Origin of the sequence: Methylosinus sp. H3A (assembly GCF_015709455.1) — a bacterium.
Taxonomy (GTDB): domain Bacteria; phylum Pseudomonadota; class Alphaproteobacteria; order Rhizobiales; family Beijerinckiaceae; genus Methylosinus.
In genome coordinates this window covers 1,271,349-1,286,692 of the sequence record NZ_JADNQW010000005.1, presented here as the reverse complement: position 1 = coordinate 1,286,692, position 15,344 = coordinate 1,271,349, and the positions used below count along the sequence as shown (strand labels likewise).

Here is a 15,344-nt window from a genome sequence, read left to right as displayed (position 1 = left end):
ACAGGCGCCGTCATGCCTATCCTCGGCTCTATGCCTGATGTAGCTCTTCGCCGTTATGCGCTTCGAGAAATGGCAGGAGCTGTTCGAGAACGGCGTCGGGCGCATCTTCGGGTAGCATGTGACTGGCGCCCTCGATCGGAGCCCCGCGAACATCGCCGCAAACCCATTTCCTCCAGATCGAGATCGGGTGACGGGATGCATCCGGATAGGGCCGATCCTGCCACAGAACCAAGACCGGACACGTTATTCGACGATCGGTTGCACGGTCGGCGGCATCGGCCGCGGTGTCCGGCCCCAAGGCGGCGCGATAGTCCTCACACATCGCATGGCGGACGGACGAAGAGCGAAACGCCGTGCGATATGCGGCGAGAGCCTCGGGATGATAGATGTCCCGGCCGTTCGACATCGCGACCAGCGTTCGGTCGAGAAAATAATCCGGATCTGACGCCAGAAGCTTTTCCGGAAGATCGAATGGCTGCGCCAGAAAAAACCAATGATAGGCGCGGGATGCGAAGGCCGTATTGACTTGGTCCCAGACGTCGATCGTCGGAATGACGTTCAATGACGTCAAGCTGACGACGCATTCGGGGCTATCGAGCGCGAGGCGGTATCCGACACGCGCGCCGCGATCATGACCGACGACGGCAAATTTGTGATAGCCCAGTTGCGCCATGATTTCCTTCTGGTCGCGAGCGAGCGCCCGCTTGGTGAAAGCATCGGATTGGTTTGGCGCGGACGCGGCAGATTCGCCGTAACCACGCAGATCGGGAATCACCACTGTGAACCGCTCGGCGAGGGCCGGTGAGATTTTGTGCCAAGCTGCTCGGGTTTGCGGATAGCCATGCAGGAGAAGGACGGGTGGTCCGCCGCCTCCGGTCACGAGGGCTATCTCGCCGCCGGATGTCGCCAGCGTGACTTTCCGAAAATTAGGGAAGAGTACGTCTTCCACGACATTGTCTCCAACGGTGGCCGCTATGCTTGGCGCGAGTAAACTCGTGAGAGGCCGGTGACGCGCGATAAGAGCACATCAGACGATGATGCTGATGCGACGCTGAGACGCCATGGACTCGTGATCGAGCCGCGTTATTCTTTCCAGTATTTTCAATGCTCCTTGCCTCTCTCGCAGTTTATACGACGTCTCCCCGACGAACTCCCACGATTGCAGGTTCCTGAATTGATAGATGACGAAATTCGCCTTGACTCGGACGATGCCGGATTTGTGCTCCAGAACGCGAATATTCGATATTATCCTGCGCGTTCTCGATCGTGGAACTTCGGCCAGAGCGCTTTTTTCGAGCAAATGCCGAATCCGCGTCTTGAGCCGCGTATTGTCGTCGGACACCAAATAGAGGCTGTTTTTTGGGTTGCTGCTCTCGAGATACTGCAACGGCAAGACCTGATAGCGTCCCTCGTCGTCAAACAAAGACAACCATTCATTCAGCTCCCAATCATCAAGCAGAGCCGATTCGAAGAAAAGAAACGATGTGATACGTGATGTCAGCTCGGCTGGTGGTGTCGGAATCGGAGCGGGCTGATATCCCTCGCGCGCGACGAGCATGCTGGTCATGGGCTTACTCCATGCTATTGCAAACTGCATAATCTGCCATTGCGTTATATTTTCGTGCTCATTCCTCAATGGTAGGAGAGGTTGACGTTGTATTGTCGAAGCCAGCTGTCCAGGTTGAGAAGATAGGACATTCCCGCCGTAGGGCTCGCGGATGCGCGCGGGCTGGGCAGGGGACGCCCTTGTTCCAGCAACTCGGCCACTTTTGCAGGGTCGACGAGTTCGAAGACAGGCGCGCCCGGGGTAGAGAGAAGCTCCAGCGTTCGTTGACGTAGGCTCGCCAAATATTGGCGATTTGGATTGCTTGGAAAGCCGCTCTTTCGTCGTCTCAGGACCGATTGCGGCAGTAGATCCGCGACTGCGCGCCGCAGCAGAGACTTTCCCTCTCCACCTTCATTTTTGTATCGCCACGGCAAGTTCCAGACATAATCCACGAGATGGTGATCGCAAAAGGGAACTCGGACTTCCAGACCGGTGGCCATGCTCATGCGGTCTTTTCGATCGAGCATGGCGGGCAGCCATCGCGTCAACGCCAGATAGGATACTTCCCGCATCCTCTTGTCTATTTCGTTCTCGTCTTCGATTGTGGGAATTTCCTCCAGCGCCTCACGATAGCGACTTTCCACGTAGTTCGCCGGCCGTACCGCGCTCTCCACCTCCGCCCTGAACAGGGTCCAGGGACTGCTCTTGTCGAGCAACCAAGGAAAACCGGGATATGCAAGTGCGTCTCTATTGTGAAAAAATGGGTAGCCTCCGAAAACCTCATCTGCGGACTCGCCCGAGAGCGCCACCGTCGTGTGCTGCCGAACCTGCTTGAACAAAAAATAAAGCGATGTATCCAGCTCGCCCCAGCCCGGCAGATCACGGGAATGAAGGACAGCATTTTCATGTGTGAGAGCAGATTCCGGAGTAACCAGGATCGTTCGGTGATCAGTGCCGACGTGCCGGGAAACTTCCAGCGCGAATGGTTCGTCCCAACTATCCTGCCAGGCTGATGGGATGAACTCCGCCTGCCCATCAGGAAAATCCACTGAGAATGTCGGTAGCTTCTCTCCTCGGCGATGCGCGGTCCGAGCGGCGAAGGCGGCGATGGCGCTGGAGTCGAGGCCTCCTGAAAGAAGTCCGCCGAGTGGCACGTCGGAAACCATCTGCTGTTCGACTATTTCTTCCAGCAACAGCCGGACATGATCGACGGAATCCTCCAAGCTGTCGCGATGCTCGGTCGCCGCGAGCGACCAGTAGTTGTAAGATTCGACCCCGCGTCTCGATACTCGGATGGCCTCTCCAGGTTTGACTTGATAAAGGCCTTTATAAACGCCGTGCCCGGGAGTCGGGGCTGTGCTGAGGGCGAAGAGTTCGGCGATGCCAGTGGCGTCCAATTCGGTCTTGACCGTTGGATTTGCGAAGATCGCCTTCGGCTCGGAACCAAAGATCACCCCAGAACTGGTCGGCAGATAATAAAGTGGCTTTATTCCGAACCGATCCCGAACGAGCCACAGCTCGTCGCGTCCACTGTCCCAAATCGCGAATCCGTACATTCCCCGCAATCTGGCGAAGGACTCCCTTCCCCATTCCAGGAATGAGCGAAGCACAACCTCGGTATCCGAGCGTGTTCGAAATTCATGCCCCGTTTTCTCGAGTTCTCGACGCAATTCTGCGAAGTTGTAGACTTCTCCGGCATAGCTGAGGATAAAAGGATCTGCAGCGACGGTCGACATCGGCTGCCGTCCGAATTCCAAATCGATGATCGACAATCGACGATGACCGATAAAAGCATGTCGCGACACCCAGCTACCCTCTGCGTCGGGTCCTCGCAGCGCCATTGAGCGGATCATGGCGGCGATCGTCGATCGCTCTTCCCGAAGATCGCGGCGCCAGTCTATCCAGCCTACTATTCCGCACATGATCGTCACCGTTCGCCGTTGTCGGAGAATAAAGTCAGCCGCGGTCTCGCTCTCGATGTCTGTAAGGCGATTCACGAACTAGAATTTTTCGGATTAAGCGAGATGTTTATAGTCTCTCCGTGCTTACCGAAGGAATAGACTCGGATGAACCAGCGCGCGTTCGTTCGGCGCCTATCCGCCTGCTCCATTCACGCCAAAAAGCGCGATTTTGCTCCTCGTCGGTATGGTGTTGCGTGCCTGGACTCATGCCGCGCGAGAAATCATTGTAGCCAATGCCGGCATGGGCGTAGGCGCGCTGACACGACTCGAGGAGTTCGACATCGTCAGGCGTGCCGAACCCGCCCGGTCCGATGAAAGAGATAAGCCCGTTGATTCGCGCTGCCCTCTCCTCCTCGGTCTCATCGGAGAAGCCCGCGCCCCATACGGTGACGTCCACGGCGTTGAACGAGGTTGGAAAGAACGTCCTGACGTTCAATCCGAGAATGTCGTTGATCACGAGGTTGGGGAAAATGAACAAGCTCTTGTTGGCATGAGCGATTTCTTCTGCTCTATTCTTGCCGTATTTCGTCACCAGCGCACGAAATCTTCGATTGATTTCGTCCTTCATCCACTCTGGAAAGAGCGGGCTCCAATAGGCGATTGGACGGCCGGTGGACGGTGGACCGCTGATAATGACCGAGTGGCCTCCGCTGAGCGGCAGTCCTTTTCCTATTCGCTTATGCGAACTGGGCTCGCCGCCCAACGTATCGATGTATTCGAGGAAACGTTTGTGCGTAAAAGGAAGATGGTATGCGTCCACGCCATTTTCCGCGAGGAGCTTCCAGTTCGCACGTATCGAGTGATCGAATTCGCCCGGAATGATTTCTAACTCCGATTCCGACTGCGCGCAAATCAAGTCGATATACGCCTTTGCTTCGCCGAGGTAATCCTCGAGGTCCTGCTCGGGGGCGACGTAAGAAATGAAAATGAGGCCTCGATAGGTTGAATGATGGATCGGATTTAGGCTGAGATTCGAGTCGTTGCGAGCCTCCCGACCATATGCCGATCCTCCCGGCAGACCGACCAGTCGGCCGTTCAGATCATACGTCCAGCCGTGATATGGGCAGGAAAAGCTCTGGGCGTTGCCTCTCGCCTCCTGACACACGATCGTCCCTCGATGGGCGCAAGCGTTCAACAAGACGTTTAGCTCTCCGAAAGTTGTCTTGGTCAGAATGAGGTTTCGTCCGCCCACGTTGCGGCGAAGAAAGTCCCCCGGCGCGCGAAGCTCGCTGACGTGTCCCGCATAAAGCCAGCATCTATCGAAAATATTCTCAAGCTCACTCCGATAAATATCTTGCAGAACATACGCGGAGCGGTGAACACGAAAGAAGTTGGCTTGATCGGTAACGATAATTTGTGGATCGGCCATTGCGGTCTACCCTTTTGAATCACAGCCAATATCGGTTCCGAGCGTTAAAAGGCTCAAGAGCACGAGTTTGCGTAAGTTTACCTGCCTGATGGAGTTCATCAATTACCTGACAGGTAATCTTCGGCAGAAAAAAGTTCAAAGAGGTTGAAGGACGTCGCAGGATGGCGCGGGAATCCCAGGCCTCATCAAGTTACAAATTTAACTTCAATCTGATAGGTGTTCGCATCTTTGTCCCGACCGGCGCGCCATTTCGTCGCTTTTGACCTGGAACTGTGAAAGCGCCGCGTCCACATCGGCGGGCGACCCGATAATAGTCGGGTTTGTGATCGCACACGCGGCTCGCCGAGCGTCGCATGGCCGATCCTGCATCTTCCAGCGCCGTCCTTCCCGCAACCTTTTTCTCCGAATTCGTCTCTCGCTCCGATTCGGCTCCCGATCGGGGCCGTGGAAAAATTTCTATGCCCGACGTCGGTTCGGGCATCCGCGGGTTGTGGGCTTTCCCACAGAAGTCGGGCGACTCCCGTTCTAATTCTCTATTCGCATTCACGAGGAGCGACGACGATGATTTATACAGATACTGTCCCCTACGTTCAGGGTGAAAAATTCCGATATGCGATGATCTACGGGTCCGATCCATCTTCAATCTACAGAGAAATATATCATACTGTAAACGAATTTCTGTTGTCGATGGCTCCGAACCAAGGCGATCACTTCATGAATCAGCGCCGCCAGTTCTGGGCGAACTTCACGAAAAAAATCAGTGGCATCGCAAATATCGTCACGCAGGATGCGTTGAACAAATGTGTCATTATTTTGTATGACAAAAATAATGACAAAGATTATTATGGGCACTGGATCAGTGTCTATATCGTTTCGCCACGCAGCGTTGGTCAGCCGGAGTTTCAGAACCAGTTCAACTCCTCTTTCGTCACTTCGGACGCTTTGGTCTACAAAGCCTGTGAAGAGAAACAAAAAGGATATGATCGCGACTGCCTAAAAGCTCTGAATCTGATGAAAAAGCTGAGTTCTGTGCCGGAAGTTCCCGGCGTGCGGACGCCGGGCGCCAAAGCCGATCGCAAGTTCAGCGGACTCATCGGCGGGCATCGAATCGCATCGGCTCCGGCCCCGGCGAAGTCCGGTTGGAGCTTCGGCGCCGTCAGATGAGCGACGAATCGCCGCAACCAATGTCGCGAAGCCGTCCATCGCTTCGCGACATCGCGTCCAGCCTCATCGCCACTCATATCCAAAGGCGCCGTCGGACACGGTCACCCGCGCCTCGCGCAATTCCTCCTTCGCCAGCGAGCGCGTCAAAAATTCGCGCGAGAGCGAGGGCAGCAGCGTGTTGGTGATGATGTTGTCGATGATGCGCCCGCCGGAATCCGGATCATTGCATTGCGCGACGATGTGATCGACCACGGCGTCGTCATAGACGAAGACGGCCTTGTGATTTTCTTCGATGCGCTTGCCGATGCGGTTCAATTGCAGGCGCACAATGCCCGACAACATTTCCGGCGAGAGCGGGAAATAAGGAATGACGACGATGCGCCCGAGCAACGCAGGCGGGAAGACGCGCTGCAGCTCCGGCCGCAGCGCGGCGGAGAGCGCTTCCGGATCGTCGTGATAAGCGGGATCGGCGCCGAGCTCCATGATGAGATCGGTGCCGACATTGGAGGTGAGGATGATCAGCGTGTTCTTGAAATCGATGCGCCGTCCGGAGCCATCCTCCATCTGTCCCTTGTCGAAGACCTGGAAGAAAATCTCATGCACGTCCGGGTGCGCTTTCTCGATCTCGTCAAGCAGCACGACGCTATAGGGCTTGCGCCGCACCGCCTCGGTGAGGCGGCCGCCTTCGCCATAGCCGACATAGCCGGGGGGCGCACCCTTCAGCGTGGAGACGGTGTGCGCCTCCTGAAACTCGGACATGTTGATGGTGATGATGTTCTGCTCGCCGCCATAGATGGCCTCGGCGAGCGCCAGCGCCGTCTCCGTCTTGCCGACGCCGGAAGGGCCGCAGAGCATGAACACGCCGATCGGCTTATTGGGATTGTCGAGCCGCGCGCGATTGGTCTCGATGCGTTTGGAGATCATCGCGAGGCCGTGGCTCTGGCCGACGACCCGCTTGTTCAAAATCTCTGGCAGACGAAGGATGTTCTCGATCTCGTCCTTCACCATGCGGCCGACCGGAATGCCGGTCCAGTCTGACACGACGGCGGCGACCGCCTGCTCGTCGACATGCGGATAGATGGCGCGCGTCTCGGGATCTAGCGCGGCCAATGCGCCGAGCTTCTCGCCGAGCTTCACGCGCTCGCTCTCCTGCGCGCTCTCCTCTTGCGTCTGCGCGAGAATCTCGCGTAGCGAGCGCACCTCGTCGACGATGGATTTTTCTTGGCTCCAGGCGTTCTCGAGCAGGCCGAGCTTGTCCTTCGCCGCCGCTATCGCGTCGTCGATCTCATTCACCCGCGCGCGTGTGTCGGCGCCGAGATCGCGGTCGGCGAGCAGCGCCGCCTTCTCCTGCGCGAGATGGTCGATCTCGACGCGCTTGTCGGCGATGGCGGCCGGCGTCGTCGATTGGCTGATGGCGACGCGCGCGCTCGCCGTGTCGAGCAGGCTCACCGCCTTGTCCGGCAATTGCCGCGCCGGAATGTAGCGTTGCGACAGAGCGACGGCGGCGGTGATGGCCGCGTCGGAAATACGCACGCCATGATGCTTCTCCATGGGCACGAGAATGCCGCGCAGCATGGAAGCGGCGCGCGCGGCGTCCGGCTCGTCGATCTGGATCGGCTGAAAGCGCCGCGTCAACGCCGGGTCTTTCTCGAAATATTGGCGATATTCGCTCCAGGTCGTCGCGGCGATGGTGCGCAAAGTTCCGCGCGCGAGGGCCGGCTTCAGCAGATTGGCGGCGTCGCCCGTGCCGGCCGCGCCGCCGGCGCCGATCAGCGTATGCGCCTCGTCGATGAAGAGAATAATCGGCTTCGGAGACTTCTGCACCTCGTCGATGACGGAGCGCAGGCGCTGCTCGAACTCGCCCTTCATCGAGGCGCCGGCTTGCAACAGGCCGACGTCGAGCGCGCGCAGAGTGACGCCGCGCAAAGGCGGCGGCACGTCGCCAGAGACGATCGCCTGCGCGAATCCTTCCACCACCGCCGTCTTGCCGACGCCCGCCTCGCCGGTGAGGATCGGATTATTCTGCCGCCGACGCATCAGCACATCTACGATTTTTCGAATTTCCTCGTCGCGGCCAAGGATGCGGTCCATCTCGCCGGAGCGCGCTCTGGCGGTCAAATCCTGCGAGAAGCGATCGAGCGCGGTCTGGCCGCGCGACTCGCCAGTGGGGCCGGCGCTCGGCGCGAGTCCGCTGCCGTCGATCGGCCGCAGATTCTCCTCGTCCGAGCGCGCGAGAATCTTCTTGTGCTCGTCGAGCAGCGCGTCGACGGCGATCTTGCCGAACTCCCGCGAGACGGAGAGCAGCGCAGTGCGCAAACGCTCGGTCTTCAGCACGCCGACGAGCACATGGCCGGTGCGAATCTGCGCCTCGGCGAAGAACAGAGTGGAATAGTGCCAGCCGCGGTCGAGCGCCTCGATCACCGCGCCCGAATAATAGGGCGATTCCGTCTGGCTCGGCGTCAGCCCGTCTATGGCGCGCTCCACATCTATCAGCAGCTTGGCGCGGTCGAGATTGAAATGATCGGCGACGATGTCGACGTCCGAGTCGGTCTTCTCGAGCATATGCAGCAGCCAATGGGCGAGCTCCACATAGCGATTGCCGAGACTCTTGGCCTGTCGATGCGCTTTGGCGATCGTTTCGAATCCGACGAGATTGAGCTTGCCGGTGACTGTCTCGAGTCCAATATCGGTCATGATGGGTTCGTCGCCTCCGCTTCGCGTCTGGCCATTTCTCGTTCGCGCCTTTTGCGTTCCGCCGGTTGGAAGCGCGCGTCGGCGCGATAGCCGTCTTTCTTCGATGCGCTGTCGTCGACCAGCCAGCTCGTCCAGCCGAGACGCGCGCCGCCTGTGGGGCCCGCGGCGGAATCGGCGGAGAGCCTGATCGGCTCGACGCAGCGCGCCGGCACTGCGAGCTCGACGTCCCAGTCGATCTCGTCGCCGACATAAAAAAACAGGAGGTCGACGAGGCGGTCACAATCGTCGCCGATCGGCAGGAAGCGGCGATATTGCTCCATATCGGCGACGAACAGGCGGACGCGGATCTTGTCCTGCACGCTGAACGATGCGGCGCCGACCAGGAAATCCGTTCCGAGCGTGCTGTTGCGGCCGCCGAGGATGGAGCGCTCCCGATCATCGAATTCGAGCCAGGAGCCGATGAATTCGTCGATCTCCGATTCGACGCGAAGCAGTCCGCGGATCGCCTGGCGCAGGCGCGAGGCGGATTTGACCTGCGGCGCGAGCAAGCCGGCGAAGAGGCCGACACCCTCGGGTATGCAGGTGGCGCGGCGTTCCCCGTCGTGTCGCGCGCGCGTCGTGTCGAAGGCGGGCGAGCCGACGCCGACCACAGAGGTCACATAGGCGCCGAAACGATCATATTCCGGCCGGTCGGCCTGAACGATCGGCCGCGCATCCGCCCAAACGCGAAAGAACAATTGGATGAAGCGATTGTTGAAGAGATCGAGGAAATGGACGAAGGACGCGTCCTCGTTCTGGACAAAGGCGTAGGCTTCTTCCGTCAAATGATAGGGTAGCGGGCCCTGCGGGCCGAGCAGGCCGAGAAAGGCGGAGACGACATGCGCGCGGTCCGCCGGCGTCTCCGCCCGCGCGAGACTCTCGGAGCGAGCGAGCGGCCTGTTCCAGCGCGGCGTGATCTCGCGGACGGTCGAGCCGGGAAAAGCCATCCAGGCCTCCTGCCCGAAGGAGATCGCGACCTCTTTCGCGAACTCCTCCGCGCGCAAGCGCACCACCTCGTCGCGCCGCGTGGCGCTGTCGCCGATGCGCGGGCGCGGCTGCGCGAAGACCCCGTCGCCGGAAAGGCGCTCGCCGAGGCTGCGCTCGACGCGGCGCATCATGTCGAGAAAATCGAAGCGCCAGGGCTCGCGCTTCAGCCCGTCGAAATAATTCAAAGCGCCCTCCGCGCGCCGAGCCGCGCCGGCCAGCGCATGATCTCGCCGCGCTCGGTCGTGCGCAGGACGAGCTGTGTGAAATGGTTGAAGGCGGCGTATTCGCAATAGAAGCGATCGAGGATCGCGCCGAGCAGAAAAGCGCCGGTTCCCTCGAAGGCTTTTTCATCCAGAGTGACGGTGACTTCCGTGCCGCGCGCCGGACCGACGCCGCCGCCGCAGCGAATGCGCCTGACCACCGGCCGGCTCTCTACCGACAGCACGCCGCGGACGCGTCTTTCGCCGGCGGCGTCATTGGGCTCGGTGAATGTCGTCAATATTTCGCGCAGCGCCCGCGCATTCTCGCCGGCCTCTCTTTCGGTGAGGCCGAGATGATTGAGGCTCAGCATATTGATGAGCCGCCAGGAGACGGCGCCTGTATGCGAGGTCTCCGCGCGCCGTCGCTGATAGGAGACGAGCGGCTCGCCGGGCCGCGTCGGGCCGGCGATGCAGACGAGATCGAGCTCGACATCATCGGCGAGCCGAAAATCGACGCGGTTCTGTCCGATCGGCAGATGCTCGGGCAGATGCCTGTTCGAGCACAGCGCGCGAATGCTCAATTCGGTGACGCCGGAGTTTTCATCCGACAAGGAGCCCGTGTCGCTCAGCGAGATGAAGAGATCGGTTCCGAAATAATTGCCGGCCGGACCATAGCGCTTTTCTTCGATCGTTCGCCGCCGCGGCGCGCGGCGAATCGTATATTGCAAAGCGTTCTTCTCGCGCAGATCGGTCGAAGAGGCGTAGAGCGGCCGCACCGGCCGCTTTTCGGCGTTGCCGGGAAAATGCGCGAAGACGTCGATGAGCCGATGCGGCTCGTAGACGAGATAGCGGCTCTTGTCGGGAATGACGTGATATTCGTGCTGATTGGCTTTGACGGGGACGCGGTCGGTCGCCATTTCGAAGAGATTGACCGCCGGCGCCGCATAGAGCGCGAACATGTCCTTCTGCACGCTGGCGGCGAGCGCGGTGTTGACCTCGTCGAAGCCGATCACGATGTCGATGACGCGTGAGAGCAAGCGGCTCGTGACTTTCTCCCGGTCGAGCGCGAGCTCGAACCCCAAGAATTTTCGCGAGAACATGAAATATTCATGCAGGAGATCGAAGCCGCGGAAAATACGGTCGTCTCTCGGCAGAAGTGATTCCTGCTCGTCCATGCCGAGCTGGCGAAGACAGTCCTTCGGCGCCTCGATCACCGTGGCGTCATTGTTGGCGTCGACGTAACGGAACCACACGCCGGTGCAATGGCCGAAAATCTGCTCATAGATCGCATTGGCGTGCGCTTCGGCGCCGGCGAGATAGAAGGGCAGCTCGGTCGCCTTATTATCGCTGAACAGCGACCAGGGCTGGGGGGGCGCGGCTTTCTCGCGCAGCTCGTCGGCGGGATCGGAACTCGTCGCGACGACGAGCGTGATGCGCATGCCGGCGACCGTCTCCCGTCGCACATTGATCTTGAGCGGCTGCAGCGCCGCGGCGCTCGTATAATATTCCGCCGACTTTACGTAGAAGGGCCAGAGCCGGATCGGCGCGGTCAGAGTGTAGCGGCAGGCGATCTCCTTGTCGGCCTCGACATAGGTCGCGTCGATCTGCGAGCCGCGCGGAAACAAGCGTCCATCGGCGAGTGCCGAATCGCCATATTGCGGCAGCGCCTTCACGAGCAGCGACGAGGGCGTCGGCGCGAGATAATGCGGAACCAGCTGCTCGAGGAGATTATTGGCGAATTCGGGAAACTCGTGCTTGATCTTCAATTGCACGCGCGCCGCGAGAAAAGCCGCGCCTTCCAGCAGGCCGGCCGCCATCGGATCGGCGCGGTCGCGGATGAGCCCGCCGAGCCGCTTGGCGATCTCCGGATATTCTTCCGCGAATTCGGCGGCGTGCTCGTAGAAGAGGTCGAGCTCGCGATTATAGAGGTCGAGGAATTCGCGGTTCATCGTTCAGCGCCGCGTGAAATGGAGCTTGCCTGTCGTTTCCTCGAATTTGGCGACGAATTCGATGGGCACGTTCAGCGGCTGGCAGAGGAGATGACCGTCGACGATATAGCGGATCTCCTGCAACGCCTCCGGCGAGCGGTCGCGCGTGACACGCACGGTTCCGGGAACGAGGCGCGGCTCATATTGCTTCAGCACCGCAATGATCTCCCCATCGAGATCGCGAGCCTCCAATTCGTCCATCGTGCGATTGGCGAGGTCCGGGAAGCCATGATTGAGGATGGAGCTGCGCACGCGCGGAAAAGGCTCGAGATCGATCGTCGAATCCATCGAGACATGATTCATCAGCGCGGCGACGTCATGCTCGACCTCGATCTTCAGCTCCTGCTCGGTGATCGGGGCTCGCTGCGGCCGCGTCTTGCGCTCCGGCTCCGGAGCTACGCCGTCGCGGGCGAGAGCCTGCCGCCTCGCCGCCTCGCGCGCCTGCTCGTGGCGGTCGCGATGCGCGGCGCGAAACACATGCATGAGCGGCGGGCTGAGCCGGTCAGCTGGACGGACGCTTGTCGTCGACGCGAAGGTCATGAAGCTTTTCCCGCGCGGCGAGCCGGATCGACGCGCCGACCGGCGCGCAAAGCGCTGTGCGGTCGGCGGCCTCGTCGCGCGACGGCCGCCGACACGTCATCCATCGTCAGAACGACTTGTTTTCCTTCACGTCGTAGCCGCCGCTGATGCTCGGGTCGAGAGAGCCGTCGGCCTTTTGCGGGCTGTATTCGAGCTTCACCTTGGTGAAGTTGAGCGTGAAGCTCTCCGTCGGCACCGCGCCGCTGTGGCCGTCGCTGTGGAAGGAGGTGATGAACACGTCGTTGAGCGTGATCTTGAGATATTCCTGCTGCCCGCCGCCCGCTTTGCGGACAGTGATCAGCGTCTCCTCGAAATGCTTTCCTTCGGCGGCGAATTTGAGCAGGTTGGGCGAAGATTTATCGACCGATTTGGTGAAATGGAGATCCTGGAAATCCGCTTTGCCGGCGCCGGCGCCGGTGCCATGGCCCGACGTGCCCTGATTGGTCACGCCGAATCCATAGCTCATGATCTCGATCTCGCCCTTGTGCTTGGAGTCGGTGGCCTCGCCTTCGACCTTGGGGCTGAACTTGATGAAAATATCGGTAGCCATCGTACTATTTCCTTTGATCGGGTTCGAATGATCGGCATTTGAAACTGCGAATTGCCTTCCCCGTGTCGTCTCTATTTGATCGGGAGACGGGAAACGAGGCGCATTCCGATATTCATGCCTTCGAGCTGATAATGTGGCCGCAACTCGAATGTCGCGGAATAATAACCTGGATTTTCCTCATTCGGGACGATGGTGATTTTCGCTCCGGCGAGAGGCTTCTTGCGTTTGACCTCGTCGGACGAATTCGTCGGGTCGCCGTCGACATATTGGACGATCCAGTTCTGCAACCATCTCTGCAGCTCCTCCTTCTCCTTGGTGGAGCCAATCTTATCGCGCACCATGACCTTCAAATAATGTGCGAAGCGACACACTGCGAACATGTAGGGGAGGCGCGCCGCCAGATTGCTGGAGGCCGTCGCGTCGGGATCATTGTTGTATTCCTTGGGGCGCGCCAGCGATTGCGCGCCGATGAACACCGCGCGGTCGGTGTTCTTGCGGTGTATGAGCGGCATCAGGCCCGCTTTGGCGAGCTCCGCCTCGCGGCGGTCGCTGATGGCGATCTCCGTCGGGCATTTCAGATCGACGCCGCCATCGTCGGTCGGGAAGGTGTGGGTCGGCAGATCCTCGACCTCGCCGCCCGATTCGACGCCGCGAATGCGCGAGCACCAGCCATGCTCCTTGAAGGCGCGGGTGATATTCGCCGCCATCGCATAGGCCGAATTCATCCAGGCGTATTTCTCGCCCTTGTGGCCGTCGGTGTCCTCTTCGAAGCCGAACTCCTCGACCGGCTCGGAATTCGCGCCATAGGGAAGACGCGCCAGCACGCGCGGCAGAGTGAGGCCGAGATATTTCGCGTCCTCTGAATCGCGCAGGCTCTTCCACGCCGCATATTCCGGCGTGTCGAACACTTTTCCGATGTCGCGCGGATTGGAGAGCTCGTTCCAATTGTCCATGCGCATCAGGCTCGGATCGGCGGCCGAGATGAAGGGCGCATGGGCGGCCGCCGCGATCTTGCAGAGATCGCGCAGCAGCTGCACGTCGGTCGGATGATGGCTGAAATAATAATCGCCGACGAGCGCGCCATAGGGCTGGCCGCCGAGCTGGCCGTATTCCTCTTCATAGATTCTCTTGAAGAGCTCGCTCTGGTCCCATTTGGCCTTGGGATAATCCTTCAAATGCTGATAGAGCTCGGTCTTGGAGATGTTCAGCACGCGAATTTTCAGCGTCGCGTCGGTCTCCGAGCTGTAGACGAGGTGATGCAGTCCTCGCCAGGCGCTCTCGATCTTCTGAAACTCTTCGGCGTGGATGATCTCGTTGAGCTGCGCCGTCAGCTTCTCGTCGATGGAGGCGATCAGTCGCTCGATCGTGTCGAGCACATCGTCCTTGATCACCGCATCGGTGTTGGACAAGGCCTGATCGACGAAGATCGAGATCGCGTCCTGGACGCGAGCGTTCTGCTCCTTGGCCGCCGATTCGTCCTTCGGCGGCTTGAAGCTCTGCTTCAGCGATTGGAGAAATTCGTCGAGTTCGCCGCCGGTCGCGGAGACGGCGGCTTCGGTCTGGGAGAGCTCTGTCGTCATTTCGCGCCTCGATTACTTGTCGCCGGAATGCGTCGCGGCGAGAAATTCCTTCAACGCCTCCATCTTTTGCGGATCCTTCAGCAGAGTCCGCAATTGCTGGGTGGCGGCGTCCTTGCCGTCCATATAGACGCGCAGATTGGCGAGCTTCTGCCGCGCTTCGAGCAGCTCGGCGAGAATCGGCACCTGCTTGGCGACGGCGGCCGGGCTGAAATCGGCCATGCTCTTGAAATCGAGCTTCACGCTCAATTTCTCGCCCGATTGCTCGGTCAGCTTGTTTTCGACATGGAAGCTGACGCCCGGACGAACGCCGTGCTCGGAGCTCATGCGCTCGTCGAAATTGTCCATGTCGAATTCGACGAACTTGCGGCTCGCCGCCGTTCCCTTGTCGAAGTCTTCCTTGCCGTGCCCGGGCGAATTGCCGGACAGATCGGCCAGCACGCCCATCACGAACGGAAGCTCGACCTTCTCGTCGGCGGTCGGATCGACATATTCGATTTGGACTCGCGGGGGCCGATTGCGCGCGATGAACTTTTGTCCACTCATCTTCGCCATGTACAATAATCCCAGTTAAGCGACTTCATCAATTCGCGATAGAGAAACCGAGCGTCGGTGTTCTGTCAAGCCATCGGGCTCGACGTCTTCGCCGGCGCGCGGCGCGCGATCGTCGTTATTGTTTCAGACCGCGTT

General features: G+C 59.8%; 12 protein-coding genes. 1 reads left to right on the top strand and 11 read right to left on the bottom strand.

Annotated elements, in window-relative coordinates:
* Nucleotides 1-28: 28 nt before the first annotated feature.
* The 4 genes from IY145_RS09030 to IY145_RS09015 all read right to left on the bottom strand — a co-directional run bounded on the left by IY145_RS09030 (nt 29) and on the right by IY145_RS09015 (nt 4,876).
* On the bottom strand, nt 29-949 hold the full coding sequence (locus tag IY145_RS09030) for an alpha/beta fold hydrolase (protein WP_196407909.1): 921 nt from the start codon (nt 947-949) through the stop codon (nt 29-31).
* A gap of 78 nt (nt 950-1,027) precedes the next feature.
* Complete coding sequence (locus IY145_RS09025) at nt 1,028-1,567, bottom strand: aromatic-ring-hydroxylating dioxygenase subunit beta (protein WP_196407908.1); 540 nt, start codon at nt 1,565-1,567, stop codon at nt 1,028-1,030.
* Between the two features lie 65 nt (nt 1,568-1,632).
* The gene (asnB, locus tag IY145_RS09020; RefSeq protein ID WP_210332643.1) at nt 1,633-3,543 is read right to left on the bottom strand and encodes an asparagine synthase (glutamine-hydrolyzing); all 1,911 of its coding nucleotides are present in this window, start codon (nt 3,541-3,543) and stop codon (nt 1,633-1,635) included.
* A gap of 31 nt (nt 3,544-3,574) precedes the next feature.
* Nucleotides 3,575-4,876, bottom strand: coding sequence for a Rieske 2Fe-2S domain-containing protein (locus IY145_RS09015; RefSeq protein ID WP_196407907.1), 1,302 nt, complete (start codon nt 4,874-4,876; stop codon nt 3,575-3,577).
* 561 nt (nt 4,877-5,437) lie between these two features.
* On the opposite strand from IY145_RS09015, the gene IY145_RS09010 reads away from it, so the two are divergent.
* Complete coding sequence (locus IY145_RS09010) at nt 5,438-6,040, top strand: hypothetical protein (protein ID WP_196407906.1); 603 nt, start codon at nt 5,438-5,440, stop codon at nt 6,038-6,040.
* Between the two features lie 63 nt (nt 6,041-6,103).
* Here the strand turns inward: IY145_RS09010 and tssH are convergent, their stop codons facing one another.
* From tssH to tssB, 7 genes are all read right to left on the bottom strand, one after another.
* Nucleotides 6,104-8,734: a type VI secretion system ATPase TssH gene (tssH, locus tag IY145_RS09005; RefSeq protein ID WP_196407905.1), complete on the bottom strand. Its 2,631-nt coding sequence runs from the start codon at nt 8,732-8,734 to the stop codon at nt 6,104-6,106.
* Nucleotides 8,731-9,945, bottom strand: coding sequence for a type VI secretion system baseplate subunit TssG (tssG, locus tag IY145_RS09000; protein WP_196407904.1), 1,215 nt, complete (start codon nt 9,943-9,945; stop codon nt 8,731-8,733). Before tssG ends, tssH begins: the two co-directional genes overlap by 4 nt.
* A complete protein-coding gene (gene tssF, locus IY145_RS08995; protein ID WP_196407903.1) occupies nt 9,942-11,909 on the bottom strand; it encodes a type VI secretion system baseplate subunit TssF in 1,968 nt (655 codons plus the stop codon). The genes tssG and tssF overlap by 4 nt, the downstream gene beginning before the upstream one ends.
* Before the next feature lie 3 nt (nt 11,910-11,912).
* A complete protein-coding gene (locus tag IY145_RS08990; protein ID WP_196407902.1) occupies nt 11,913-12,488 on the bottom strand; it encodes a type VI secretion system baseplate subunit TssE in 576 nt (191 codons plus the stop codon).
* A gap of 106 nt (nt 12,489-12,594) precedes the next feature.
* Nucleotides 12,595-13,077 (bottom strand): type VI secretion system tube protein Hcp, encoded by a 483-nt coding sequence (locus IY145_RS08985; protein WP_196407901.1) that lies wholly within the window; start codon nt 13,075-13,077, stop codon nt 12,595-12,597.
* Between the two features lie 71 nt (nt 13,078-13,148).
* A complete protein-coding gene (gene tssC, locus IY145_RS08980) occupies nt 13,149-14,657 on the bottom strand; it encodes a type VI secretion system contractile sheath large subunit (RefSeq protein ID WP_196407900.1) in 1,509 nt (502 codons plus the stop codon).
* 12 nt (nt 14,658-14,669) lie between these two features.
* Nucleotides 14,670-15,209: a type VI secretion system contractile sheath small subunit gene (tssB, locus tag IY145_RS08975; protein WP_196407899.1), complete on the bottom strand. Its 540-nt coding sequence runs from the start codon at nt 15,207-15,209 to the stop codon at nt 14,670-14,672.
* Nucleotides 15,210-15,344: the final 135 nt, after the last annotated feature.